This is a genomic window from Allobosea sp. 10N428, assembly GCF_056394545.1.
Map to the genome: position 1 here is coordinate 90,625 of NZ_JBFTIC010000002.1, position 25,151 is coordinate 115,775.

The window sequence follows — 25,151 nt, forward strand, 5'->3', positions numbered from 1 at the left end:
CCCCTATGCCACCGGCCTGTCGAGTTCGATCTCGTCGGGTGCCTCGTAGCGAGGCTTGCCGCCGGTCAGGAGCCAGAGGAGTTCGTCGATGAAGGCGATCGCCAGCGCGGTCACGCCCAGGGCGACGCCGGTTTGCGGTATCCAGAACGGCATCGCCAGCAGGCCTGGGCTGACATCGTTGAATTCACGCGATTGCAGCGCCAGCGCGCTGACATGCCAGGCAAGGAACGACACGACCACCGTGCCCAGCAAGCAGTTGAAGAGCTCGACGCCCCGCCGCCAACGCTTCGGCAGACGGTCGACGATCAGATTGATCCGAACGTGGCCGCCGCGCCGGAAGGTGTGGGCGAGGCCGAAGAAGGTCGAGGCCGCCAGGCACAAGCCCGCCGCCTCGGTGGCGTCTATCGTGACGCCCCGCATCCGCCCGACGATCTGGGCGACGATGGCCAGCCCGATGCCGACCATGAAGACGGCGGCGAGATAGCCGCACGCCTCATAGAACCTGTCGAGAACCCCACGTATCACCGGTCACCCCGCTGGCCACTGTTCATGGAATGGATGGCGCGCAGGCGGGCCGTCAGTTGAGGCTCTTCTGATAGGTTTCGTAAACGGCTTTCTCCTCGGCGCTGGCCGTGGCCAGCCAGTCCTGGACCATGCCCTTGCCGGCGGCTGCGATGGCGTCGAGAACGTCTTTCGGCGACTGGGCGATCGTCACGCCATGGCCCTTCAGGACGTTCTCACGCTCCTCGCCGGCCTTCTTCGACATCTCCCAGCCGCGCTTGGTCGCGGCCTCGCCGGCTTCGAGCACCACCTTCTGCGTTGCCGGATCGAGCTGGCGGAACGCGCGCTCATTGACCAGGATCGCGTTCTTGTTGTGCATCGTCCCGGTATAGGTGAAGTGCTTGACGTAATCCCAGATCTGGACGTCGGTCCCGGTCTGGGCGCTGGTCCAGAGCGACTGGATCATGCCGGTCGAGAAGGCCTGCGGCACCTCGGCGAAGGGCAGGATCAGTGCTTCCATGCCGAGCTTCTCGCCCATGATCTGGGTCTGCTTGGAATAGATCCGCAGCTTCTGCCCCTTGAGGTCTGCGAGCCCCTTCAGCGGCTCCTTGGTGTAGAAGCCCTGCCCCGGCCAGGCGACGTAGGAAATGGCGCGCAGCCCGTTCTTCTTGAACATTCCGTCGAAGAACGGAGCCTGGGCCTCCGTCAGCTTGGTGGCCTGGTCGTAGGTCGTCGCAACGCCGGGGATGTTGTCGAGATTGTACATCGCCGCCTCGTTGCCGTAGACGCCGAGGCGGATCTCGCCGATCTGGATCTGGCCGGACTGGACGGCGCGCTTCACCGCATCGAGCTTGATCAGACTGTCGTTGGAGCGCAGATCGATCTTGAGCTTGCCGCCGCTCTTCTCCTCGATCTCCTTGATCATCTGGCGGATGTTCTGGGTGAAGAAGCTGCTTTCCGGATAGCCGGAGGCCATCGTCCAGCTCGTCTGGGCGGTGGCGGGAGCGGCTAGCCCGAGGCTCAACGCAAGGGCGGTGGACGCAATCAAGGCTCTGCGGTTCATGGTTCCCCTCGTTCTTGTCCCGCTGCGGCGAGACCCGCGCGAGTTTCAGGAGCCGGAACCGGGCCGAGGCTCGATCGGCGGCTAAAGGTCAGTCGAGCGCGTTATCGCGATAGCATCCAATTGAAATTATCTGTTGTTGCGATAGATTTTGTTTATCGGCCGATGGTGCGGCCCGAAAATTGCTTGTCTGGAGGCTATGGAGGCGGATGCCGAACTGGACGTTGAAGCAGCTCGAAAGCTTCGTTTGGGTAGCCAAGCTCGGCAGCTTCAGGGCAACGGCGGAACGCCTGAATACGACCCAGCCCAATATCTCGGTGCGCATCTCTCAGCTCGAATCCGTTTTGGGGGTGCGGCTGTTCCATCGCGACTCCGGCTCGGTCGCCTTGACGCCGATCGGCCATTCCCTGCTGGGGCAAGCCGAGCGCGTGCTGCAAGCCTCGGAGGAGTTCTCGCAACAGTCGATCCGCTCCGATCAGCAGATCGGCGTTCTCAGGCTCGGCGTCGCCGAGCTCATTGCCCAGACCTGGCTGCGCGACTACCTGCTCGACCTGCGGCAGGTCTTCCCGAACGTCGATGTCGAGCTGAGGGTCGACCTGACGATCAACCTGCGTGAGGAGCTGGTTTCGCGATCGCTCGACCTGTGCCTGCTGAACGGCCCGATCTCGAACTTCAACATCACCAATGTCGATCTCGGCTCCGTACCCTATCTGTGGGTGGCCTCGCCACGGCTCGGGCTCGTCGGCTCGGATCTGGCGACGATGGCCTCGCATACGATCCTGACCCATGCGCGCAACACGCGCCATTTCGTCGAGCTCTCCGCGCATTTTCGAGACAACTGGGAGAGGCCGGTTCGGATCGTGCCGTCGAGCAGTCTCGCAGCCAGCCTGCAGATGACCATCGACGGCCTCGGCATCGCACCGATGTCGCAGACGCTCGTCGAAAGGCTCCTCGACACGGGGGAACTTGTGGAATTCCCCTATGAATGGAAGCCCAGCGCACTGATCTTCACTGCGTCATACGCTCATACGCCTGCCAGTTTTCTGCTGAAGCGGGCCGCCGAACTCGCCGGCGAAAGGGCTGCGCGGCATCATCAAGGCGATGCGCGACGGCCCGTGGAGGCTGCTGCGTGCTGATTCCAGCAATAAAGTTATCTTATCGAGTTATATAGAAAATAATAATTCGACGGCATCGGCTGCCCATTCCATCTTTCCTCCCTCAGACAACGGAGGCGAGTGAGCCATGTCCATTCTCGGGGCCCGCCTGGGCGTCGATATCGGGGGAACCTTCACGGATGTCGTGCTCGAACAGGGCGGGCAGAGATACTCGACGAAGGTACTGACGACCTATTCAGCGCCCGAGGATGCGATCATCGAGGGGATGCACAGGGTCTGCTCCAAGGCGGGCATCGCGGCTTCCGCCGTCGGGCAGATCATCCATGGCACGACGCTGGCGACCAATGCGCTGATCGAGCGGCGCGGCGCCAAGACGGCGCTCATCACCACGGAAGGATTCCGCGACGTCATCGAGATGCGGACCGAAAGCCGCTTCGAGCAGTACGACCTCAATCTGACGCTGCCGGAGCCTCTGCTGGCGCGCAACCGCCGCTACACCGTTAGGGAGCGCATGGATGCACGCGGCAAGGTCCTGATCCCGCTCGATCGCGCCGCCGTCGAGGCACTGGCCGACGAGCTTCGCGAGGCCGGCTATGAGAGCGTCGCGGTCGGGCTGCTCCATTCCTACGTCAACGATGCCCATGAGCGGCTGATCTACGACGTGCTGGCCGAGCGGCTGCCCGGCGCGATGGTCTCGCTCTCGTCGGAAGTCTCGCCGCAGATGCGCGAATACGAGCGCTTCAACACGACGATCGCCAACGCCTACATCAAGCCGCTGATGAAGAGCTATCTCGTCCGGCTGAAGGGGCGCCTCGCGGCGGAAGGCGCCGTCTGCCCGATCTTCCTGATGCATTCCGGCGGCGGCATCATCTCGCTGGAGAGCGCCTCGGAATTCCCCGTCCGCCTGGTCGAATCCGGCCCGGCGGGCGGCGCCGTCTTCGCTGCCGACATCGCCGCCCGGCATGGCCTGAAGAAGGTGCTGTCCTTCGATATGGGCGGCACCACCGCGAAGATCTGCCTGATCAAGAACTACACGCCGAAGACCGCCCGCGTCTTCGAGGTGGCCCGCACCTATCGCTTCAAGAAGGGCTCAGGCATGCCGATCTCGATCCCGGTGATCGATATGGTCGAGATCGGAGCCGGCGGCGGCAGCCTCGCCCATGTCGATTCGATGAACCAGATCCGGGTCGGCCCGGAAAGCGCGGGCTCGGAGCCCGGCCCCGCCTGCTACGGCCGCGGCGGCACGCGCCCCGCCGTGACCGATGCCGACGTCATCCTCGGCAAGATCGACCCGCAGAACTTCGCGGGCGGCACGATCCCGCTCTTCGCGGATGAATCGGCCAGCGCGCTGAAGGGCGAGATCGGCGGCAGGCTCGGCATGGACGCGGAGGAAAGCGCCTGGGGCGTCGCCGAGGTCGTCGACGAGAACATGGCCAACGCCGCCCGCGTCCATGCCGTCGAGAACGGCGAGGACCTGTCGGAATACACGATGATCGCCTTCGGCGGCGCCGCCCCGCTGCATGCGGGCCGGCTCTGCGAGAAGCTCGGCATCAGCAGTTGCCTCGTACCGCCGGGAGCCGGCGTCGGCTCGGCCATCGGCTTCCTGCGGGCGCCGTTCAGCTTCGAGGCCAACCGCACGCTGTTCATGCGTCTCGCCCAGTTCGACACGGCGCGCGTGGCCAGGCTCTTCGACGAGATGGAGGAGGAAGCGATGCGGGTCGTGCGGTCCTGCGGCTGGGCCGGCGCGATCCAGGCCGAATACAAGGTTTATATGCGCTATGCCGGCCAGGGCTGGGAAATCCCGGTGACGCTGACGCCGGAGGAAGCCCGCGCCGCCGATCCCGCCGTCATCCTGCAGCGCTTCGAGCACGAATACGCCAATCTCTTCGGCCGCACAGTGAAGGGCCTCGCCGCCGAGATCACCGTCTGGTCGGTCAATGCCCATACGCCGCAAGCCGCGATCGCCCCCGTCGCGCCCCTGACGGAAATGCGCGATGCGCCGGCGGACGGCAGCCGTTCCGTGTTCGATGCGGGGCTCGGCCGCCGCGTCACGGCCGATGCCCATAGCCGCACCGCCCTGCCCGCCGGCAGCACGGTCAGCGGCCCCGGCATCATCACGGAAGACGAGACCACCATCGTCCTGCCGTCGAGCCGCATGGGCGTCACGCTGAACGATGGCTGCATCGACATCCGCCTCGCCGAAGCCTTGCCTACCTCCGTCGCCGCGCGGAAGGAGCCCGCCCATGTCTGATATCTCCAAGGTCGCCTATCAGGTCATGTGGAACCGCCTGATCTCGGTCGTCGAGGAACAGGCCCAGGCGCTGATCCGCACCTCCTTCTCGACCTCGGTGCGCGAGGCCGGCGACCTCTCGGCCGGCGTCTACAACGATAAGGGCGAGATGCTGGCGCAGGCGGTGACCGGCACGCCTGGCCACGTCAACGCCATGGCCGATGCGGTCGCGCATTTCATCCGCCGGATCGGGCGCGAGAACATCGCCGAAGGCGATGTCTACATCACCAACAACCCCTGGGAGGGCACCGGCCACCTGCACGACATCACCGTCGTCAGCCCGTCCTTCCACCGCGGCCGCCTCGTCGGCTTTTTCGCCTGCACCGCCCATATCGTCGATATCGGCGGGCGCGGCTTCGGCGCGGACGCCAACTCGGTCTATGAGGAAGGCCTGCATATCCCGATCATGAAGTTCGTCGACCGCGGCACGGTGAACGAGACGCTGGTCACGATCATCCGCGGCAATGTCCGCGAACCCGATCAGCTCGTCGGCGACGTCTACGCGCTGGCGACCTGCAACGAGATCGGCCATCGCCGCCTGATCGACATGATCGTCGAGTTCAGGCTCGCCGACCTCGCCGGCATCTCCGACTTCATCCTGAGCAATTCGCGCCAGGCGACGCTCGACAAGATCGCGGCGCTGCCGCGCGGCCAGGCCGAGGGCCATATGCGGATCGACGGCTACAGCCGGCCGATCGACCTCTGCGTCAAGATTTCCATCGAGGCCGATGGCGTGCTCTGCGATTGGGCAGGCACCTCCGGCGTCGACAAGAACGGCATCAATGTGCCGCTGGTCTATACGAAGGCCTATACCTGCTATGCGCTGAAATGCGCGATCGCGCCGGAAATCCCGAACAACGCGGCCTCGTTGGAGCCTTTCCGCATCACCGCCCCGGAGAATACCATCGTGAACGCGGTCTGGCCGGCGCCGGTGGCGCTGCGCCATATTATCGGCCACATGGTGCCGGACACGATCTATGACGCGCTCGACAAGCTCCTGCCCGGCCTCGTCCCGGCCGAGGGGGCCGGCAGTCTCTGCAACTTCCAGGTCTCGCTGAGGCCGCGCAGCGACGGGCCCCCGCCGGCCGAGCCCGTGCGCGCGGAGGTTCTGACCTTCAACTCCGGCGGCTCCGGCGCGCGGCCGGCGCTGGACGGCATGAACGCCACCGCCTTCCCCTCCGGCGTGATGACCATGCCGGTCGAGGCGACCGAGCAGGTCGGCCCGGTGGTCGTTTGGCGCAAGGAACTCCGGCCCGATTCCGGCGGCAGCGGCCGCCATCGCGGCGGCCTGGGCCAACACATGGAGGTCGGCGCCTGGGAAGGCTACGAATTCGACATCCAGGCGATGTTCGACCGAGTCCATCACCCTGCCCGCGGTCGCCGCGGCGGCGCCGCCGGCGCGCCGACGACGATCGCGCTCGACGACGGCATGGCGATGAAGGGCAAGGGCAAGCAATTCGTGCCGCATGGCCGCAGGGTGGTCATGGCCTTCCCCGGCGGCGCCGGCTATGGCGCGCCGGAAGAGCGGGACCAGCGCAATGTCGAGCGCGACCTGGCCCTCGGATACATCTCCGCCGACGTCGCGCAGGCCGATTACGGCCTGGCCGAGAACCGCGCGGCAGATGTCCTTGCGATATCGCGGCGCGGCGAGTTGCCCCGCTAGAGACCGGCTCGGGGGCAGCCCGGGAGCTGCCTCCCATTTTCGGAATGCTGAACGATGAAAATGCCTTCCAACAAGTTCCTCGCCGCGATCCGCCGCGGGCAGCCGCAGATCGGCCTCTGGCTGAGCCTGGCCAGCGGCTACGCCACCGAGGCCGTCGCTGGCGCCGGCTTCGACTGGCTCCTGATCGACACCGAGCACTCGCCCAACGACCTGGCTTCGGTCATGACGCAATTGCAGATTCTGGCCGCCCATCCCGTGACGCCGATCGTGCGCCCCGACTGGAATGACGCCGTCCTCGTCAAGCGTCTCCTCGATATCGGGGCGCCCGGCCTGCTCTTTCCGATGGTCCAGACGGTCGAAGAGGCCCAGCAGGCCGTCGCGGCGACGCGCTACCCGCCGCGTGGCATCCGGGGCGTCAGCGGCTGCACGCGTGCCAATGGCTTCGCCCGCATGACGGATTATTTCAGCCGGATCGAGGAGGAAACCGCCGTCATCGTTCAGGTCGAGACGCGGGCCGCCATCGAGCAAGCCCTCCAAATCGGCCAGGTCGACGGCGTCGACGGCGTCTTTTTCGGTCCCGCCGACATCGCGGCGGATCTCGGCCTGCTGGGCCGCCCGAACGATCCGGCCGTCTGGGAGGTCATCCGCTCGGCGGCGCGCCGGCTCATCGACGCCGGCGTTCCAGTCGGGACGCTCGTTTTCGATCCCGCCTTCGCGAAAAGTCTGCTGGCTGAAGGTTTTGCGTTCGTCGCCTGCGGGTCCGACGCCGTGCTGTTGGCGCGGGGGGCCGACAGGCTTCTCGGCAGCATGAAGAACTGACCCGCAAGGTCGGGACGCCGCAGGTGGAGGCGCGATTGCTGCACTGAGGCGGAGATTGCGACAGCGCGCCATGTTCGCAGCTGACGTCGGAGCTCAAGCTTGGGGACGTCGCGATCTCGCATCGCGCACCGCTCCCCGGCTGAGATATTCGCGCAGACGGCGCCTTGATCGAGCTGAATGAAAAAACCCGGCAGGCTGAGGCCCGCCGGGATGAAAATTGGGGAGCCCTGGCCCGCCGGCTCAGCCGCGTGGCGCGAAGGCCTTTAGCGTCGCCGCTGCGAGGGCCGACTTCAGGACGGCGCCGAAGATGAAGGGCGTCGCGCCCACGGCGATCGCCTTCGGCAGGCCGATGAGGACGCCGAGCCAGGCCACGCCAATCACCAGGCAGAGCGCATTGCCGGCCAGCATCGCAGCGAAGGCGAGCCCGACGCGGCTGCCGTTCCAGCCGCGCTCGGCGAGCCAGCCCGCGAGAGCCGCGGCGAAGGGGAAAGCCAGCAGGTAGCCCGCCGTCGGGCCGGCGAAATAAGCTGCGCCGCCAGCGGCACCGGCGAGGACCGGCAAGCCAACGAAGCCCTGCAGCAGCCACGCAATCACGGTGACCGCGCCGAGGCGCCAGCCATAGAGCGCGCCGATCAGAGGCACGGCGAAGGTCTGCATCGTCATCGGCACCGGATACATCGGCACCTTGATCTGCGAGGACAGCGCCAGCAGCAGGCTGCCGACGATCACGGCCCCCGCCCGCCAGGCGAGCGAGCGGCTTTCCAACCGCAGCGGGCTGAAGGGACGGCTGAGGGCAAGATCGGTCATGGTCACTCCTTCGTCGCGATCAAAATTATCTATAATTCTGATCTTTGATCTATGAGAGAACCCATATCTCATCGGAAAAGGCAAGCGCACCCTTTGTGCGATGCCTCTGCAAGCCAGGAAATCCTGCGTCCGGACGAAGCGTCATTCTCGGGCGGAGCAGAGCGGAGACCCGAGAAGCTCTTGCCGGAAGAAGCAAGGGGAGCACTCTTCGGCAGGAGATGCTCGGGTCAAGCCCGAGCATGACGGTTATCGCGATGTGCATGTTTACGAAGGCCGAATTCGCAGCTTTGGCGCACCCTCTAACCAACGATCGCGAAGGCCCCGCGCGTCGCGCCCGAGGCGGTGCGGACAGGCCGCTCGCCGATCCACTGGGCATGCCGCGCCAGCGTCGCTGTGGCGGTTTCCAGATCGCCGCTGCGGAGCGCGTTGAGGATGGTGCGATGGTCGTGATCGGTGCGGGCTTCCCATTCCGAGCGCCAGGCCGAGAACAGGAAGCGGGCGCTCGCCGCATGCAGATCGTCGATCGTCGCGAGCAGGCGCTTCATGCCGCAGGGCGCGACCAGCGTGCGGTGAAAACGGCGATTCGCCTCCTCCCAGGCCCGGACGTCGGTCGCGGCGTCGCAGTCGCGGCGCGCCTGCTCGGCCTTGTCGAGAATGGCGGCGGTGAGGTGCGGCGCGGCATGGCGCAGCGCCAGAACCTCGAGCGCCGCGCGCATCGCCGCGACCTCCTTCACCTCCGACAGGTCGAAGGAGGCGACGCGGACGCCGCGCCGCGGCTCGCTGATCGCCAGCCCCTGCGCCTCGAGCCGCCGGAACGCCTCCCGCACCGGGACATGGCTCGTCTCGAACTCCTCCGCGATATGGTCCTGCCGCAGCCGCGCTCCCGGCTCGATCGTTCCGGCGATGATCCGCTCCGCCAAAGCCCTGGCGATGCGGACGGCGATGGTGTCGGCAGGCTTCGTCATATTTTATAGATAATTCAACGGCACGCCGGAGTCGATTGCGATCGGCGCGGTGGTCCCCATATCAGACCCTCGCCGCTCCTGACGCTTTCTGTCAGGACGACGGCAGCAGCCGGGACGGCTGCGTGCTATTCATGCCGGGCAGATCGCAGCGAGGCTGGAAAGGCCCGGCATTTGCCCTATCTCTAGCGCTTCATCGCAACGGACGCCCCGATGGCCCGCAAGACCGATACCGCCGCCGCCCAGGCTGCTGCGCTGGAAGACATGTTCGACCGCAACCGCGTGGCCGATCCGAACAGCCGCGCCATCACCGTGCGCGGCGCGCGCGAGCACAATCTCAAGAATGTCGACCTCGCGATTCCCAGAGACAAGCTCGTGGTGTTCACCGGCCTCTCCGGATCGGGCAAGTCCTCGCTCGCCTTCGACACGATCTATGCCGAGGGCCAGCGCCGCTATGTCGAGTCGCTCTCGGCCTATGCCCGCCAGTTCCTCGAGATGATGCAGAAGCCCGATGTCGACCAGATCGACGGGCTCTCGCCGGCGATCTCGATCGAGCAGAAGACGACCTCGAAGAACCCGCGCTCGACCGTCGGCACGGTCACCGAGATCCACGACTATATGCGCCTGCTCTGGGCGCGCGCCGGCATCCCCTATTCGCCCGCGACCGGCCTGCCGATCGAAAGCCAGACCGTCCAGCAGATGGTCGACCGCCTGGTCGAGCTGCCGGAGAAGACGCGCGGCTACCTGCTCGCGCCGGTGGTGCGTGGCCGCAAGGGCGAGTTCAAGAAGGAGATGGCCGACTGGCTGAAGCGCGGCTTCCAGCGCGTCAAGGTCAATGGCGAGTTCTACGAGATCCCGGACGCCCCGGCGCTGGACAAGAAGTTCAAGCACGATATCGACGTGGTCGTGGACCGCATCGTGATCCGGCCCGATCTCGGCGCCCGTCTCGCCGACTCGCTGGAGCAGGCGCTTGAGCTGACCGACGGCATCGCCGTTTTCGAATATGCCGACGAGAAAGAGGAGAACGGGGAGGCCAGGCGCGTCACCTTCTCCTCGAAATTCGCCTGCCCGGTCTCCGGCTTCACCATCCCGGAGATCGAGCCCCGGCTGTTCTCGTTCAACAACCCGTTCGGCGCCTGCCCGGTCTGCGACGGTCTCGGCCACGAGATGCGGATCGACCCGGACATGATCGTGCCGGATCATGCGCTGACGCTGAAGAAGGGCGCGATCGCGCCCTGGGCCAAGTCGACCTCGCCCTATTACGGCCAGACGCTGGAATCGCTGTCGAAGCATTTCGGCTTCTCGATGACGAAACCCTGGTCGGAGCTGCCGGAGAGCGCGCGCAAGGCGATCCTGTTCGGCACGGGCACGGAAGCCGTGCGCATGGCCTATAACGATGGCCTGCGTTCCTATGAGGTGAAGAAGCCCTTCGAGGGCGTCATCACCAATATGGAGCGGCGCTGGAAGGAGACGGAGTCGGACTGGGCGCGCGAGGAGATCGGCCGCTTCATGTCCGAGACGCCTTGCGCCGCCTGCAACGGCTTCCGCCTGAAGCCCGAGGCGCTGGCGGTGAAGATCGACATGCGCCATATCGGCGAGATCTCGCAGCTCTCGGTCAAGGACGCGCTGGATTGGGTCACCGCCCTGCCCTCGCGCCTGTCGAAGAAGCAGAACGAGATCGCCCCGCGCATCCTCAAGGAGATCCGCGACCGCCTGACCTTCCTGCTCGATGTCGGGCTGGAATACCTGACGCTGGCACGCGGCTCGCGCACGCTCTCGGGCGGCGAGAGCCAGCGTATCCGCTTGGCCTCGCAGATCGGCTCCGGCCTGACCGGCGTGCTCTATGTGCTGGACGAACCCTCGATCGGCCTGCACCAGCGCGACAACGAGCGCCTGCTCGGCACGCTGCGCCGGCTAAGAGACCTCGGCAACACCGTGATCGTGGTCGAGCATGACGAGGACGCGATCCTGACGGCCGATTATGTCGTCGATGTCGGCCCCGGCGCCGGCATCCATGGCGGCGAGATCGTCGCCAAGGGCACGCCGCAGGACATTCTCGACGATCCCAATTCGCTCACCGGCAAATACCTCACCGGCGAGCTGAGCGTCGCGATCCCCGACAAGCGCCGCAAGCCGCAGAAGGGCCGCAGCCTCAAGATCGTCGGCGCGCGCGGCAACAACCTCCGCAATGTCGATGTCGAGATTCCGCTCGGCCTGTTCACCTGCATCACCGGCGTTTCCGGCGGCGGCAAGTCGACGCTGGTGATCGACACGCTCTACAAGGCGGTGGCGCGCAAGCTGAACGGCTCGATCGAGCACCCGGCCCCGCATGACCGCATCGAGGGCATCGAGCATCTCGACAAGGTCATCGACATCGACCAGTCGCCGATCGGCCGCACGCCGCGCTCGAACCCGGCGACCTATACCGGCGCCTTCACGCCGATCCGCGAATGGTTCGCCGGCCTGCCGGAGGCGAAGGCGCGCGGCTATCAAGCAGGCAGGTTCAGCTTCAACGTGAAAGGTGGACGCTGCGAGGCCTGCCAGGGCGACGGCGTCATCAAGATCGAGATGCACTTCCTGCCGGATGTCTACGTCACCTGCGACGTCTGCAAGGGCAAGCGCTACGACCGCGAAACCCTCGAGGTGAAGTACCGCGAAAAATCGATCGCCGACGTGCTCGACATGTCGGTCGAGGAGGCCAAGATCCTGTTCAAGGCGGTGCCCTCGATCCGCGACAAGATGGAGACGCTGCACCGCGTCGGGCTCGATTACGTCAAGGTCGGCCAGCAGGCGACGACGCTTTCGGGCGGCGAGGCGCAGCGCGTCAAGCTCTCCAAGGAACTGTCGAAGCGCGCCACCGGCCGCACGCTCTACATCCTGGACGAGCCGACGACCGGCCTGCACTTCCACGACGTCGCCAAGCTCATGGAGGTGCTGCACGAGCTGGTCGACCAGGGCAATTCGGTGGTGGTGATCGAGCACAATCTCGAGGTGGTGAAGACCGCCGACTGGGTGATCGACATGGGCCCCGAAGGCGGCGACGGCGGCGGCCAGGTGGTGGCCGAGGGCACGCCGGAGGACATCGTCCGCATCGGCAAGGGCCACACCGCGCGCTTCCTCAAGGAAGTGCTGGACCGCCGGCCGATCAAGAAGGGGAAAGTGCAGCGGCAGGCGGCGGAGTAGAGGAGAATACCGCGCTTGCTCCTGCCTGGACGATCAGATGTCCCTATAATAGCTACATTTTACAGAGCAGCCGATAAAGCTAAAATCTGCGATTGAAATACGAAATAAATATTGATTATGGTGGGAATAATGACAAAAGAAATCAATCGTGATATTTTCATAAAAGACGATAATCTTCTACGACCCCGCCTAACATTTGAGACGATCACATTTTCGGACGGCACACAGCTAACACTTGAAGAAGATGACATTGTCGTCTTCGTAGGCCCAAACAATGCGGGCAAAAGCGCTACCTTGCGCGAGCTCGAATCGTGGGTTTCAAGGTCGATCCCCGGCGTTGTGGTAAAAAGCGCCAATATGCGTAAATCAGGTACGCAAGAAGACCTGCGCGCTTATCTCAATGTGAAATCACAAAAAACTGGTGATAGAGCAAATTTATATTATGGCGGTATCGGTTATAGTATTCACCACACCCATATCAGCTATTTCGATCAACCGTCTGACCGACATCCGGTCGCACCATTTTTTGCCAAGCGCCTGACCACAGAGAGCCGAATACAAGATTCAAATGCGGCACCCGCTCTCGCGCTGTTCCAGTCACCTCCAACGCATCCAATTCACATATTGCTGATGGACCCGGAGTTATCCAAGGACATCAGCGATAAATTTCAGCATGCTTTTGGCAAGGACCTTACGCTGTTCAGGGGGGGCGGTAGCAGCTTCCCCCTTTACGTCGGTCAAAAGCCGGAAATACCGGCCGGCAAGGACGAATTATCGAAGGAATTTATCGAATCATTGCAAAGCTCAAATGTCATACTTGAAACTCAGGGCGATGGCATGCGCAGCTTTGCTGCAGTTATACTCCACGTCTTAGCAGCACAAACTCACTCAATCCAGTTCCTCGATGAGCCAGAAGCTTTTTTACATCCACCACAAGCTCGCTTGCTTGGACGTTACATTGCAGAGAACAGATCAGGTAAGTCGCAACTGTTTATAGCTACTCATAGCACAGATGTCTTGGATGGCTTAATTGAAGGTGGATCCGACAAAGTACGCATCGTTCGCCTACGCCGCGAGGGCGACGTTAATCGCGTCAAAGAGCTAGGCAAGGATCAAACAAAGGCTGTCGCCAAAGATACTTTAGCTCGGTTCTCACGTGTGTTCGATGGGATTTTTTTCGAGCATGTTATAATATGCGAATCTGATGCCGATTGCATGTTCTACCAATCTATTTTGAACCTTTCTTCGATATCAGGTGATCGTCGGCCTGACGTTCTTTTCGTTCATAGCGCAGGTAAGCACCGCATGGCAAAGCTTGCCGACACACTGAGATCCTTAGACGTCCCCGTGTCAGTAATTGCTGATATAGATTTGCTCAATGATGAGGCAACTTTTAGAAATCTTTTTGAGAAACTTGGTGGCGATTGGTCAGAGGTAATTGCGCACTGGAAGGTTGTTTCAGAGGCGGTTCTAAAGCAGCGTCCTCCGCTAAATGCAGAGCAAGTTGCGAATCTCATTCAAACGCAACTTGAAGGTATTTCAGGGACGGGAGAATTCCCTGTCACAAAGGAACGCGCGATTAAGGAGGTGTTTAAAACGATATCTCCTTGGAGTGCGATGAAGCGGAGTGGACGCAGTGCGCTTCCAGCAGGGGAGCCAATCAAACATTTCGATTCTCTAAGTGAGAATAGCAGTAAAAAAGGACTTTGGATCGTACCCGTTGGAGAAATCGAGGGATTTTGTCGTAGCGTTGGCTCTCATGGGCCGGGATTTGTTGAAAAGATACTCGAAGAACGTAACTTAGAAACAGATCCTGAGTTGAAAGAAGCCCGAGAATTCATCAAGAAAATCTGGTTAACCGCCAAGCCCGTATCGACCGATAGACCCGCCACCGTTAATTGAGTTTACTTTCCTAAAGGAACAGTGCTGCCCAATCGTCTTTTATCACCGCACTCAAACCTGCCTCTACGCACACGAAGACACCCTCATCCGTAACACAGGGCATATTGCGGCACTCAGTGCCCTTCTCCCATCCGGGAAAAAGGGAGAGAGCGTCCCGGCTCCAGCACCAAACTTATCCCCGCCCCTCGTCACCCGCCCTATCCTGCCCTCGCCCATCACCCAAACGGGGCGGCCGTCCGGAGGTATGCTGGAGGCTGGGTCGGCGCCTGCGGGCGGGGGTTACGCCCTGCTCCCGGGAGGCTTCGGGGCACCGCCCTTCGACGAGAGGCGCGGGGAACCCCTCTCCCGGATGGGAGAGGGGCAGGGGTGAGGGCCCGCCGCTGATCACCTAAGCGCAACGGCGCCGCCCCGCCCTCTCTTGCAACGGCACACCCTCATCCGGCGCTCCGCGCCACCTTCTCCCCTCCGGGAGAAGGACAAAGGCGTCGCGGTTCCTCGCCTTCCGTCTTGGCGGAAGCGCCTTCCATGGGTTAGGAGAGCGCCCCCACAGAACGCGATGGAGGGTGCCATGACCAGGAACAAGCACGACTTCACCGACCAGCCGTCCTTTTAAGGTCACGAGCAAGCGTCGGAAGTCCTACCCGTCCGAAACCCGCGTGAAGCGCGGCGTCCGCATCGTCCATGGCGATGTCGAACTGCAGGAAAAGCTCGGCCGCAACGATCTCTGTGTCTGCGGCTCCGGGCGCAGATTTCAAGAAATGCTGCATGCCGAGCGGCCGTTTCGACGGCTCCGTCCGGGATGACTACTTTCAGGGAGTGACAAAGCAGCCTCGCCTCGCCGTCATGCTCGGGCTTGTCCCGAGCATCCGCGTCTTGAGACGCTGATGGCGGGCGATGGCCAGCGATGAAGGCGTGCCCCGGTCGCTCCTGCGCGAAGACGTGGATGGTCGCCACAAGGGCGACCATGACGGCGGAGGGCGATCGCGACGCCGAGAGCCACCGCCTCGATCAGGCCAGTTCCTCGTAAAGGTCGTTCCACTCGGGGTTTCCGGCCATGATCGTGCGGGTCTTATAGGCGCGGTACCAGCGCTTCATCGAGGTCTCGCGCTGGATCGCGGCCTCGATCTCGTCGTGCCATTCGTACCAGACAAGGCGCTTCAATCCGTATTGCCGCGTGAAGCCGGCGATCAGCCCCTCGCGATGTTCGTGAATGCGTCGGCCGAGATCGCTCGTCACGCCGATATAGAGCGTGCCGTTGGGTCGGTTCGTCACGATGTAAACCCAGCCGCCCTTCTGCTTCATGGCTTCAGGATGCGATTGCGCGGGGGCGGCGGCAAGGGCTCCGCCGTCATGGTCGGGCTTGTCCCGACCATCCACGTCTTGCGCCGATGGCGGGGGCCGGCCAACCACGAGGCGCGCGGCGAGTCGTTCCCGCGTGAAGACGTGGATGGTCGCCACCAGGGCGACCATGACGGCGGCGGGCGACCATGACGGGAAGAGCTTCCGGCAGCAAACTTATCCCCGCCCCTCCTCACCCGCCCTATCCTGCCCTCGCCCATCACCCAAACGGGGCGGCCATCCGGAGGTGTGCCAGTGGCTGGGTGAGGGTCGGCGCCTGCGGCTGGTCTCACAAGCCAGGCTCGGGAGGCTTCGGGGCACCGCCCTGGGGACACTACGGTCCCTGTGCGAGGAGCTCGCTGGAAGGCTCGGCCGGTGACGGTGAGGCAAAGGCAGGACGCGACGACCCGATGAGGGGAACTGGCGTCGAAAACCCGCCCATCCTGAACCGCCCTGCCCGATAAGCGCGGCCCGAGGCCCAAAATCGCCGAAGGCGGAGCGCCACGGGGCGTGCGACGGGTGGCTCAATCCCGCCGCGCCGCAGCCTGGCTCAACGGTTGCGGATGTCCCACGCGCCTCGCGGCGCTCCGCCAGCCCTGTCTCGTCACCCTTGCGACCCCGCCGCGCGTCAGCGCGGGCGGATGATCCTGCGTGCCTCACCCGACCGGAGCCCCGCCATGCCGAAACGCCAAAACCTCTTCGCCGATATCCCGCCGATCACCGATTTCGAAAGCTGCCAGAGGGCGCGGCCGCTGATCCTGCAGCGTCTCGGCGATATCATCGGCGTCTGGGAAGCCTGCGAGAACAAGAGCTGCATCCGGGCGCGGAGCTGCCAGCGCAGCGACGGGGCCTGCCTTACCGCCTTCATGCAGGCGGTGCCGGACGAGGAGCGTCGGGAGTTTCGCTACGCGCTGGAGAACCGCAGCAAGGGGCTCGACGCCGACGAGGCAATCGCGCGGGCACAGGCGCGCGTCGCGGAGGAGAGTGCGCGGCAGGGCGAGTAAAACCGCCGCCCTTACAGAAATACGCGCGGGAACCCCTCTCCCGGATGGGAGAGGGGCAGGGGTGAGGGCCTGCCGCCAATAGTATAAACGCGACGGCGCCGCCTCGCCTTCACTAGCGACGGCAGGCCCTCATCCGGCCCTCCGGGCCACCTTCTCCCATCCGGGAGAAGGAAAGAGGTGTCGCGGTTCCCTCGCAGACAAGGCGTCGCGGTTCCCCCTCGCCCTCCCCTCAGAACCGGTCGATGATCGTCACGCCCGTGCCCTCGAAGCGGTCCATCGCCATCAGCGCGGGGATCGATTCGGCGAGGTCGATGCGGCGGCCGACGAGCTGCTGCGGGGTGAGCTTGCCGGCGCTGATCATGTCGAGCATCGCGCCATAGCGATGCGCCTGCATGCCGTGGCTGCCGAGGATTTCCAGCTCGTGGGCGATGACCTGCGCCATCGGGATCGGCGGCGTCGCCTGCTCCGCCAGCAGGAGCCCGACCTGGATATGCTTGCCGCGCTTGCGCAAATTCGCGACCGAGTTGAAGCAGGTCTGGGGGTGGCCGAGCGCATCGAGCGAGACATGGGCGCCCCCGCCGGTCGCGTCGCGCACGGCGGCGACGACGTCGGGCTGGGTCTTGGCGTTGATCGTCACCGCAGCACCGACCTCGCGGGCGAGGCGCAGTTTGTCGTCGGAGATGTCGACGGCGACGACATTCGCGCCGAGCGCATTGGCGATCATGATCGCGGAGAGGCCGACGCCGCCGCAGCCATGGACGGCGACCCATTGCCCGCCCGAGACCTTGCCCTGGTCGACCACGGCGCGGAACGAGGTCACGAAGCGGCAGCCGAGGCTGGCGGCCGTGGCGAAGTCGATCTCCTCGGGCAGGCGCACGAGGTTGAAGTCGGCCCGGTCGATGCGGACATATTCCGCGAACGAGCCCCAATGGGTGAAGCCGGGCTGGAACTGGTCGTCGCAGACCTGCTGGTTGCCGGAATGGCATTGCGGGCAGGAGCCGCAGCCCGCGACGAAGGGCACGGTGACGCGGTCGCCCTCGCGGAAGCGCACGACGCTGCGGCCGACCGCGGCGATGACGCCGGCAAGCTCATGGCCGGGCACATGCGGCAGGCGGATATCGGGGTCGTGGCCGACCCAGCCATGCCAGTCGCTGCGGCACAGGCCGGTTGCCTCGACCTTGATGATGACGCTGTGCGGCTCCGGGGTCGGGTCCGGCAGGATGCGCAGTTCGGGGGCCTGCCCGAAGGCTTCGTAGACGACGGCTTTCATAGGGCGGGCCTCCTTGGGTCGATCGCCCGTGTCATGCGGCACCGCCGGCGGAATCGTCAATTGCGACGGATCGCCGTTCCTCGCCCGCGCGTCTTCCGCCGGCAAGCGCGGGCGCTGTCCTCGGTCGTTCAGGCTCCGCCGGCCTTCAGCGCATCGATCGGGAATTTCAGGTAGCGCCGCCCGTTGGCTTCAGGCTCCGGCAGGCGGCCGCCGTTGATGTTGACCTGCAGGGCATGGAGGATCAGGCGCGGCATCGGCAGCGTCCGGTCGCGGGCCTCGCGCAGGGCTACGAACGCGGCCTCGCTCCGGCATTGGACGATGTGGGTATTGCCGGCCTTCTGCTCGGCGACCGTGCTCTCCCAGCGGGCCGGCCGGCCTTCCGGCCTGTAGTCATGGCCGGTGAACAGCCGCGTCCGGTCCGGCAGGGCGAGGATGGCCTGGATCGAGCGCCAGAGCCGGCCGGCATCGCCGCCGGGAAAATCGGCCCGCGCCGTCCCGCTGTCGGGCATGAACAGCGTGTCGTGGATGAAGGCTGCGTCGCCGATGAGATAGGCGATCGAAGCGAGCGTGTGGCCGGGCGTGAACAGGACCCGGACGGGCAGCTCGCCGATCCGGAACTCCTCGCCATCGGCGAAGACGCGGTCCCATTGGGAGCCATCAGCCGGAAAGTCCGGCCAATTGTAGATGGTCTTCCAGAGCTTCTGGACGTCGACGATGCGCTCGCCGATCGCGGTCGGCGCGCCGGTCCGGCTCTTCAGATAATGCGCGGCCGAAAAATGGTCGGCATGCGGGTGGGTGTCGAGGATCCACTGGAGGGCGAGGCCCTCGGCATCGAGGTAGGCGAGCAGGGCATCGGCGTTTTCGGTGCCGACAGCCCCGGATTTCTCGTCGAAATCGAGAACCGGGTCGATGATCGCGCACTGCCGCGTGGCCGGGTCGGCGACGACGTACTGGATCGAGCCGGTCGGCGGGTCGTAAAAGCCCCGCACCGACGGCCTGAGCTGCGTGATGTCCACTTCGACGCTCCCCTGCCTGCGCCAACGCTGGATGCGGCCGCGGCAACGGCAACTGCCGCCGGGCCGGTCGGCACCCGCCACATCCGTGCGGGTGCCGGAGCCTTCTCAGGCCGTAGGTTGCTTCGTCTTGCGGAGATAGGGCAGGACGCGCTCGAACAGGCCGAAGCGCTTGGTCGCGTCCTCGTCGGAGACCGAGCCGGCGATGACGACATCCTCGCCCGGCTTCCAGTCCGCGGGGGTCGCCACAGGGAACTTCGCCGTCAGCTGGATCGAGTCGATCGCGCGCAGGATCTCCTGGAAGTTCCGGCCCGTCGTCATCGGATAGGTGAGCGTCAGCTTGACCTTCTTGTCCGGGCCGATGAGGAAGACCGAACGCACGGTCTGGTTGTCGGCCGGCGTGCGGCCTTCGGAGGTGTCGCCCGCCGAGGCAGGCAGCATATCGTAGAGCTTGGCGACCTTGAGCTCGCTGTCGCCGATCATCGGATAGGTGACGTTGTGGCCGGTCGCGGTCTGGATGTCGGCCTTCCATTTATGGTGGCTCTCCACCGGATCCACGGAGATGCCGATGATCTTGACGTTTCGCTTGTCGAACTCGCCCTTGATGCCGGCCATCATGCCGAGCTCGGTGGTGCAGATCGGGGTGAAGTTCTTCGGATGGGAAAACAGCACCGCCCAGCTGTCGCCGATCCAGTCATGGAACTGGATCGGTCCCTCCGTCGTATCGGCCGCAAAATCCGGAGCCGTATCGTTGATCCGCAGGGTCATGGCTTCCTCCAGCTCTTCTTTCGTCATGGAGACGGCTCGCAAGCTCGGCCGCATCACCGAGCGGCTGTCGCCAGGTCACGTCATAAGAGCGCGTCCTTGGCAACGGGCGTCCGGCCTTGTCAGCGCGCGACGCAATTCTCGCACGAATGCCGGCCGCTCTGCGAGCCCCTATGCGCGAGGAAATGGCCGTCCGTATGCCTTAGCCAAGCCGGCGCGTGACGCCACCCTTGATCACCGGCGGGGCCGGCGGGCCCAGATAATAGGCGCCGCCCAGGCCAAGGCCGGCCCCAAGGGCAGGCCAGCCCGGATCGGCATAGGCGTTCAGCTCCCAGCAGCGCAGCCTCTGGCGCTCCGCCTCGGTGGTGGCGTCGTTGCAGCGGGAGACTTGCGAACGCTGCCAGAAGGCCGCGGCCGGCAGCGTCGCAGCCGGCAAAGTGCCGCCGGCCAGCAGCGCCAGGAGGAACAACCTGTTCATCGCCTCTTCCCGTCCAGTCTCAGAACCCTATGATGACCGACTGCCCTTGCCGAACGCTTAAGCAGGGACTTCGAACCGAAGCGCGCCGACGAGCGCAGGATCGCCGCGTACGCCGCGAGGCGGTACGGCGAGCCGGACGAGCAAAGGAGATCGCAACGTGAAACTGCCCATCGTCATCCATAGCGACGAGGACTACGATCGCGCCCAGCAGCGGGTGAAGGAATTGAACGCGATGCCGGACACTCCCGACAAGGAGAAGGAGTTGCACGCCATCGCCGAAGCCATGCTCTCCTTCGAGCTTCGCCGCGACGACGCCGACGATTGAAGCCGACGCTCGACGGAAATCGTTTCGCGCGGCGCCCCCAAACATGATCTCACGAAGCGGATGGCGCCGCTTGGCAGCGCGGAAATGCCCTAGGAGTCGTTGCTGGCGTTGAGCTCTTCGGGGCGCAGCCCCTCATCGGGCGGACCGGCCTGCGCGCCTTGGGCCGCGGCCCATTGCGAGACGATCTCGGCGATCAGCTCGGCCTGCGTGCGGGGCGGATTCTGCATCGTGATGTGGTGATCGAGCGCTGCCAGAACCTCCCGGCTCAGCGAAACCGTAACCATAGCCGGCGACATCACAGTTTCCTCCTCGGATGGAACAGGGCCGCGCTCGCGGCGTTCTTCCTCCGCAGCATACGAGCACGGCCTCGTTTTGCGAGAAAATTATTTCAGAACCGAATCGAAGCCAACTGTCTTCGCGCGGATGTTGCTGTCGAAACGGTTCGATTAATACTCGATAACACGTAATTTGAAACAAATCTGCCTCGCGGTTGTTATTGAAGCGACCCGCATCATCGCGGAAATATTAAGGAGGAAAACATGATCAGACATGTTGTGTTCGCTTCTGTCGCAGCGAGCCTGCTCGCGGCCAGTGCGCTTGCGCAGACCAACGCTCCCTCGCCGCCGTCCTCGGCACCGTCCGCCTCGACCTCGGCAGCGAAGAGCACCCCGGCGCCAACCAATCTCGCCGGCCAGGGCAAATGGCGCACCACCAAGCTGATCGGTGTGGATATCTACGGGCCCGACGACAAGAAGGTCGGCGACGTCACGGAAGTGATCATGGACAAGACCGGCAAGGTCGAGATGGTGACCGTCGGCGTCGGTGGGTTCCTCGGCATCGGCACGAAGGATGTCGCGATCCCCTTCGATCAGGTGAGCTGGAGTGACCAGCCCATGGCTTCCCCCGCGCCCGCGCCTGCTTCGGGTGGCGGCGCGGCCGGAACCGGTGGAGCGATGCCGGCAACCCCTCCTGCCGCAGCGGCGCCCAAGGCGCCCGCGATGTACCCGGACCACGGCAAGATCACGATGACGAAGGATCAGCTCCACGCGGCGCCTGCCGTCACCTATTCGGGCACCTGAGCGCCCGCCCCACGCGCGGGAAACCAGACGAAGCTCGCCCCGCAAGGGCGGGCTTCTCTATTGGGCCATGGGTGTCAAGCTGCCCGACGTGACGATTGTCTCAGTTGGGTCGGAAGCGACCCCGCTCATGGGTGCCCGATGCCCGATAAAACTGCGCTGACCAAGCAGAAAACCCCAGCCAATACAGCGGCAATGGCGAGAGCAGGAACCAAGGAAGCGAAACTACCTGCGCCGAAGCTGGATGGATAACGGCGGGCGAAATAGCCAACGGCAACGAGCATCATGATCGCGCCACCGATCAAGCTTGCGCCAGCAATATTGTATGCGTGGGCAGTCATAGCCTCAGTTGTAGCCGTGCCTCTTGGCATCCTGACGTGACACTATCGTTGCCGGACGGAGCTTCGCAACGGGTCGTGAGCTAACAGTCCCGCCAGGTCTCTGGCTTCTCTCCGAAGTCGGCGCTTTGGCCGCTTCATGGTTGGGTTCGACGAGTGGTGGATCACGCTTTTTCGCGGAGTGACCTTGCGGTCCCCAACCCGCCCTCGATCTCACCGCCCTTCGGTCCCTGGGGGACATCGCTCCGCCCTGCGACGGATCTCGAAACGCAGTTGATGAGGTCAGGCTTGGGCCGGCTCGGACGTCCAACGGAACGGCACGCGGTCGATCCACATCCGGTGGAGGATGATGGAGAGCCGTCGCGCGACTGCGATCATCGCCTTGGCCATGCCGCGCCGCTTGGCGACACGCAACCCCCATGCCTTGAGTGCCGAGGATTTCGCCTGCGGTCGCAAGAGGACCATAGCCGCCTCGAACAAGGCTGATCGTAGTGTCTCGTCACCGTTCTTGGTGATCCTGCCACGCCTGTCGATCTCGCCGGATTGATGCGTTCGCGGGGCCAACCCGAAATGGGCGCCGACAGAGCGGGAGCGCTGGAAGCGGGCGGGTTCGTCGATGGCAGCGCGATAGGTTAGGGCGACGAGCGGGCCGACGCCTGGCGCGCTCATCAGAAGGGAGCAATCGACATCGGCGCGCGCCAGAGCCAACATCTTCTTGTGCAGGCCGACATACTGCTCACGAACGACCCGGCGCACCGCCAGCATCGGCCCGATGATCGCCTGCAGCGACGGCACATCCTCGATCAGCTCCAAGATGCGCGCTTCATAGCGAGCCCGTGTCACCATACCGACCTTGAGACCGAAGTTGCGCAGCAGTCCGCGAATGCTGTTCTCGACATCGAGCAGCTTGGCCTGAAGGAAGCGCCGGCCGCTTAGGAGCGCTCGGATCTTCTGGCTCGCCAGCGTCTTGACGTGGACCGGCCGGTAGAGCCCGACCCGCATCATCTGGGCAATGCCGCGCGCATCGTTACGGTCGGTCTTGTTCGGCCGGGCGCTCAACACCGCCTGAACATGGCGCGTCTCGATGCAGATCACCGGGAAGCCAGCCTTCGCCAACCCGGCATAGAGCCATTGGCAGAGCGGGCCAGCTTCCAGCCCAACCCGCGAATAGCGGTCGCTACAGAAGGATAGGAACGCGGCGATCGCCTCAGGCGAACTCTCCGCCTTGCCTTCACGGATGATCGTTCCGCCTGCGTCCATCACGCAGACACTCGTCGTCTTCACCGAACCGTCCAAGCCGACAAAGCACTCCATCGCTCTTCTCCCTGATCCGCTGGGCTGGATCGGTGGAGCCTAGATCGCTTCGGCCACCGCCGCATCGCATCCGCGACGCGAGCCCAATGGCCCAACCTTCTTCTTTTCGGTTCAACGCTTCAGCCCCTGGACAGGGCGCGGAGCAATGGCGGGATCGCCTCCGGCAGATCATCCGCGATCAAACCCATGCCGAGCGTTTCTCCAGCGCGGCCATGCAGCCAGACGGCAGCACAAGCCGCCTCGAAGGCGCTCATCCCCTGCGCCAGCAGGCCGGTGATGAGCCCGGCCAGCACATCGCCTGAGCCGGCGGTCGCCAGTGCGGCCGAGCCGGTGGAATTGATCGCCGCCCGCCCGTCAGGCGCGGCGATAACCGTATCCGCTCCCTTGTAGACGAGGATCGCGCCCGAGCGAGCGGCGGCCCTGCGCGCCCGCTCCAGCTTCGAGGCTTCCGTCGCGATCGCAGGTTCACCGCCGAAGAGGCGCTGGAACTCCCCTTCATGCGGCGTGAACACGCGCGCACAGGCGGAGTTCCGGGTCGAGACGTCCTCGCGCAACGAGGTCGCAAGCAAGGTCAGGGCGTCGGCATCGAGCACGACCGGCCTGTCGCTCGCGAGGGCCGAGCGGACCAACGCGACCGCGCGCTCGTCAAGCCCCAGGGCCGGCCCTGCCGCAATCGCAGAGATTCGCCGGTCCAGGAGGAATTCCGAGAACGCCTCGCCATCCGCGACCGGGCGCTGCATCAGCGCATCCGGGCCGCGCGACGCATGGGCTGCCAGAGCCCCGGGAGCGCACAGGATCGTCGCAAGGCCGGCGCCGATCCGCAACGCAGCCCGCGCGCTCAAACGCGGCGCGCCGACACCCGCGACACCGCCTGCGACGACGGCGACCGCTCCGCGCCGGAACTTGTGCGTGTCGAGGCCGTGATGCGGCAAGGCAGCTAGCCACAGCGCCGGCTCATTGTGGAAAGCTCTGGGTGCGATCTCGGACAATGCCGTCGCGGCCGGGATTCCAATATCGGCCACGACGATCCTTCCGCAAAGGGAACGCCCCGGCAGCAGGAGGTGACCCGGTTTGAGCCGAAAGAACGTCACGGTTTCAGTCGCGCGAACAGCGGGGCCTTCGGCCAGGCCGGTATCCCCGGACACGCCGCTGGGGACATCGACGGCGATCACCGGGCGGCCTGCGCGATTCATGAGTGCGACGGCTTCGGCGGCTTCGCCGGCGAGCGGCCGTGCGAGGCCCGCGCCGAACAGCGCGTCGATATAGAGATCGACGGCCCCGTTGGCGAGCGATGCCAGCGGCAGAGCCGGCCCGCTCCATTGCGCGAAGGCGAGCGCGGCGTCGCCCTGGAGGGCGTCCGGCGAGCCCAGCAGCGCGACTTTCACAGTGAGCCCGCGCGCCTGCAGAAGCCGGGCTGCAACGAATCCGTCACCGCCATTGTTGCCAGGACCGCAGGCGATCGCGACCGTGGCGCCCTTCTCGACGCGCCGCAGCGCCGCCTCGGCAACGGCGCTTCCCGCGCGCTCCATCAGAGTGATGCCCGCCATACCGGCGCCAATCGCAACGCCGTCCGCTCGCCGCATCTCGCCGGTCGAAAGCAGGGCGAGATCCGATGGCTGCGTCGCTTCGGCTTGAGAGATCGTCATGCCGCATGATGGGACCGTCTGGCCCTATATCGCAAGACGATGCGGATCAGGTCGATTGCTGCTGAATTAATCATATGACCGATTTTTGTGCTGTTTTTTGCCTCCTACACAGGCGAAGGAATGGGGCCTGCCGCATGGCGGGGCGTTTGCGCCAATGCTATGAGCAGACGTACGGTCGCAATCATCCGAAAGCCGAGGGGCTCCCAGCCCGCGCCGACGGATTTTTGCAGTTCTTTTCCGGCACGCGCCGGAGCCTGAAGCGCAGTGGAGGTCGATCGGCGC

The 25,151-nt window shown here is 64.7% G+C and carries 23 protein-coding genes; 10 read left to right on the forward strand and 13 right to left on the reverse strand.

Features of this window, described 5'->3' with window-relative positions:
• Positions 1 to 3 precede the first annotated feature (3 nt).
• On the reverse strand, positions 4 to 525 hold the full coding sequence (locus tag AC1DDA_RS06905) for a TRAP transporter small permease (RefSeq protein WP_441513403.1): 522 nt from the start codon (positions 523 to 525) through the stop codon (positions 4 to 6).
• Positions 526 to 577: 52 nt separating this feature from the next.
• Positions 578 to 1,564: a TRAP transporter substrate-binding protein gene (locus tag AC1DDA_RS06910; protein WP_476795201.1), complete on the reverse strand. Its 987-nt coding sequence runs from the start codon at positions 1,562 to 1,564 to the stop codon at positions 578 to 580.
• A gap of 206 nt (positions 1,565 to 1,770) precedes the next feature.
• On the opposite strand from AC1DDA_RS06910, the gene AC1DDA_RS06915 reads away from it, so the two are divergent.
• The 4 genes from AC1DDA_RS06915 (at position 1,771) to AC1DDA_RS06930 (ending at position 7,448) form a co-directional block, all read left to right on the forward strand.
• A complete protein-coding gene (locus tag AC1DDA_RS06915) occupies positions 1,771 to 2,697 on the forward strand; it encodes a LysR family transcriptional regulator (protein WP_476795202.1) in 927 nt (308 codons plus the stop codon).
• Between the two features lie 106 nt (positions 2,698 to 2,803).
• Positions 2,804 to 4,927 carry a hydantoinase/oxoprolinase family protein gene (locus AC1DDA_RS06920; RefSeq protein WP_476795203.1) on the forward strand — a complete coding sequence of 708 codons (2,124 nt, stop codon included), beginning with the start codon at positions 2,804 to 2,806 and terminating at the stop codon, positions 4,925 to 4,927.
• Complete coding sequence (locus tag AC1DDA_RS06925; protein WP_476795204.1) at positions 4,920 to 6,629, forward strand: hydantoinase B/oxoprolinase family protein; 1,710 nt, start codon at positions 4,920 to 4,922, stop codon at positions 6,627 to 6,629. The genes AC1DDA_RS06920 and AC1DDA_RS06925 overlap by 8 nt, the downstream gene beginning before the upstream one ends.
• Before the next feature lie 54 nt (positions 6,630 to 6,683).
• Positions 6,684 to 7,448: an HpcH/HpaI aldolase family protein gene (locus AC1DDA_RS06930; protein WP_476795205.1), complete on the forward strand. Its 765-nt coding sequence runs from the start codon at positions 6,684 to 6,686 to the stop codon at positions 7,446 to 7,448.
• Positions 7,449 to 7,688: 240 nt separating this feature from the next.
• On the opposite strand, the gene AC1DDA_RS06935 is transcribed toward AC1DDA_RS06930, so the two are convergent.
• Together AC1DDA_RS06935 and AC1DDA_RS06940 are read right to left on the reverse strand one after the other, a co-directional pair.
• Positions 7,689 to 8,255: a biotin transporter BioY gene (locus AC1DDA_RS06935; protein WP_476795206.1), complete on the reverse strand. Its 567-nt coding sequence runs from the start codon at positions 8,253 to 8,255 to the stop codon at positions 7,689 to 7,691.
• Between the two features lie 299 nt (positions 8,256 to 8,554).
• On the reverse strand, positions 8,555 to 9,220 hold the full coding sequence (locus AC1DDA_RS06940) for a GntR family transcriptional regulator (RefSeq protein WP_476795207.1): 666 nt from the start codon (positions 9,218 to 9,220) through the stop codon (positions 8,555 to 8,557).
• A 261-nt stretch (positions 9,221 to 9,481) separates the two neighbouring features.
• Between AC1DDA_RS06940 and uvrA the strand changes: the two genes are divergently transcribed.
• The 3 genes from uvrA (at position 9,482) to AC1DDA_RS06955 (ending at position 15,105) form a co-directional block, all read left to right on the forward strand.
• Positions 9,482 to 12,400, forward strand: a complete 2,919-nt coding sequence (gene uvrA, locus AC1DDA_RS06945) for an excinuclease ABC subunit UvrA (RefSeq protein ID WP_476795647.1) — start codon at positions 9,482 to 9,484, stop codon at positions 12,398 to 12,400.
• Between the two features lie 129 nt (positions 12,401 to 12,529).
• Positions 12,530 to 14,302: an ATP-dependent nuclease gene (locus AC1DDA_RS06950; RefSeq protein ID WP_476795208.1), complete on the forward strand. Its 1,773-nt coding sequence runs from the start codon at positions 12,530 to 12,532 to the stop codon at positions 14,300 to 14,302.
• Positions 14,303 to 14,958: 656 nt separating this feature from the next.
• Positions 14,959 to 15,105, forward strand: coding sequence for an SEC-C metal-binding domain-containing protein (locus AC1DDA_RS06955; RefSeq protein ID WP_476795209.1), 147 nt, complete (start codon positions 14,959 to 14,961; stop codon positions 15,103 to 15,105).
• 205 nt (positions 15,106 to 15,310) lie between these two features.
• On the opposite strand, the gene AC1DDA_RS06960 is transcribed toward AC1DDA_RS06955, so the two are convergent.
• Positions 15,311 to 15,604, reverse strand: a complete 294-nt coding sequence (locus AC1DDA_RS06960) for a GIY-YIG nuclease family protein (RefSeq protein ID WP_441513521.1) — start codon at positions 15,602 to 15,604, stop codon at positions 15,311 to 15,313.
• 713 nt (positions 15,605 to 16,317) lie between these two features.
• On the opposite strand from AC1DDA_RS06960, the gene AC1DDA_RS06965 reads away from it, so the two are divergent.
• Positions 16,318 to 16,644: a hypothetical protein gene (locus tag AC1DDA_RS06965; protein ID WP_476795210.1), complete on the forward strand. Its 327-nt coding sequence runs from the start codon at positions 16,318 to 16,320 to the stop codon at positions 16,642 to 16,644.
• Positions 16,645 to 16,873: 229 nt separating this feature from the next.
• Here AC1DDA_RS06965 and AC1DDA_RS06970 read toward each other — a convergent pair whose 3' ends face one another.
• The 4 genes from AC1DDA_RS06970 to AC1DDA_RS06985 all read right to left on the reverse strand — a co-directional run bounded on the left by AC1DDA_RS06970 (position 16,874) and on the right by AC1DDA_RS06985 (position 20,170).
• Positions 16,874 to 17,914 carry a zinc-dependent alcohol dehydrogenase family protein gene (locus AC1DDA_RS06970; protein ID WP_476795211.1) on the reverse strand — a complete coding sequence of 347 codons (1,041 nt, stop codon included), beginning with the start codon at positions 17,912 to 17,914 and terminating at the stop codon, positions 16,874 to 16,876.
• A 128-nt stretch (positions 17,915 to 18,042) separates the two neighbouring features.
• On the reverse strand, positions 18,043 to 18,930 hold the full coding sequence (locus tag AC1DDA_RS06975; protein WP_476795212.1) for an MBL fold metallo-hydrolase: 888 nt from the start codon (positions 18,928 to 18,930) through the stop codon (positions 18,043 to 18,045).
• A gap of 105 nt (positions 18,931 to 19,035) precedes the next feature.
• Positions 19,036 to 19,695, reverse strand: coding sequence for a peroxiredoxin (locus AC1DDA_RS06980; protein WP_476778758.1), 660 nt, complete (start codon positions 19,693 to 19,695; stop codon positions 19,036 to 19,038).
• A gap of 199 nt (positions 19,696 to 19,894) precedes the next feature.
• Positions 19,895 to 20,170, reverse strand: coding sequence for a hypothetical protein (locus tag AC1DDA_RS06985; RefSeq protein ID WP_476795213.1), 276 nt, complete (start codon positions 20,168 to 20,170; stop codon positions 19,895 to 19,897).
• Positions 20,171 to 20,327: 157 nt separating this feature from the next.
• Between AC1DDA_RS06985 and AC1DDA_RS06990 the strand changes: the two genes are divergently transcribed.
• Positions 20,328 to 20,495, forward strand: coding sequence for a hypothetical protein (locus AC1DDA_RS06990; RefSeq protein WP_441513420.1), 168 nt, complete (start codon positions 20,328 to 20,330; stop codon positions 20,493 to 20,495).
• An 89-nt stretch (positions 20,496 to 20,584) separates the two neighbouring features.
• Here the strand turns inward: AC1DDA_RS06990 and AC1DDA_RS06995 are convergent, their stop codons facing one another.
• Positions 20,585 to 20,791 carry a hypothetical protein gene (locus tag AC1DDA_RS06995; RefSeq protein ID WP_476795214.1) on the reverse strand — a complete coding sequence of 69 codons (207 nt, stop codon included), beginning with the start codon at positions 20,789 to 20,791 and terminating at the stop codon, positions 20,585 to 20,587.
• Between the two features lie 243 nt (positions 20,792 to 21,034).
• On the opposite strand from AC1DDA_RS06995, the gene AC1DDA_RS07000 reads away from it, so the two are divergent.
• The gene (locus AC1DDA_RS07000; RefSeq protein WP_476778217.1) at positions 21,035 to 21,574 is read left to right on the forward strand and encodes a PRC-barrel domain-containing protein; all 540 of its coding nucleotides are present in this window, start codon (positions 21,035 to 21,037) and stop codon (positions 21,572 to 21,574) included.
• Between the two features lie 125 nt (positions 21,575 to 21,699).
• On the opposite strand, the gene AC1DDA_RS07005 is transcribed toward AC1DDA_RS07000, so the two are convergent.
• The 3 genes from AC1DDA_RS07005 to AC1DDA_RS07015 all read right to left on the reverse strand — a co-directional run bounded on the left by AC1DDA_RS07005 (position 21,700) and on the right by AC1DDA_RS07015 (position 24,869).
• Positions 21,700 to 21,912, reverse strand: a complete 213-nt coding sequence (locus tag AC1DDA_RS07005) for a hypothetical protein (RefSeq protein WP_476795215.1) — start codon at positions 21,910 to 21,912, stop codon at positions 21,700 to 21,702.
• Positions 21,913 to 22,191: 279 nt separating this feature from the next.
• A complete protein-coding gene (locus AC1DDA_RS07010) occupies positions 22,192 to 23,223 on the reverse strand; it encodes an IS110 family RNA-guided transposase (protein ID WP_476795216.1) in 1,032 nt (343 codons plus the stop codon).
• A 119-nt stretch (positions 23,224 to 23,342) separates the two neighbouring features.
• Entirely contained in the window at positions 23,343 to 24,869 is a 1,527-nt protein-coding gene (locus AC1DDA_RS07015) for an NAD(P)H-hydrate dehydratase (RefSeq protein ID WP_476795217.1), read from the reverse strand.
• Positions 24,870 to 25,151 lie beyond the last annotated feature (282 nt).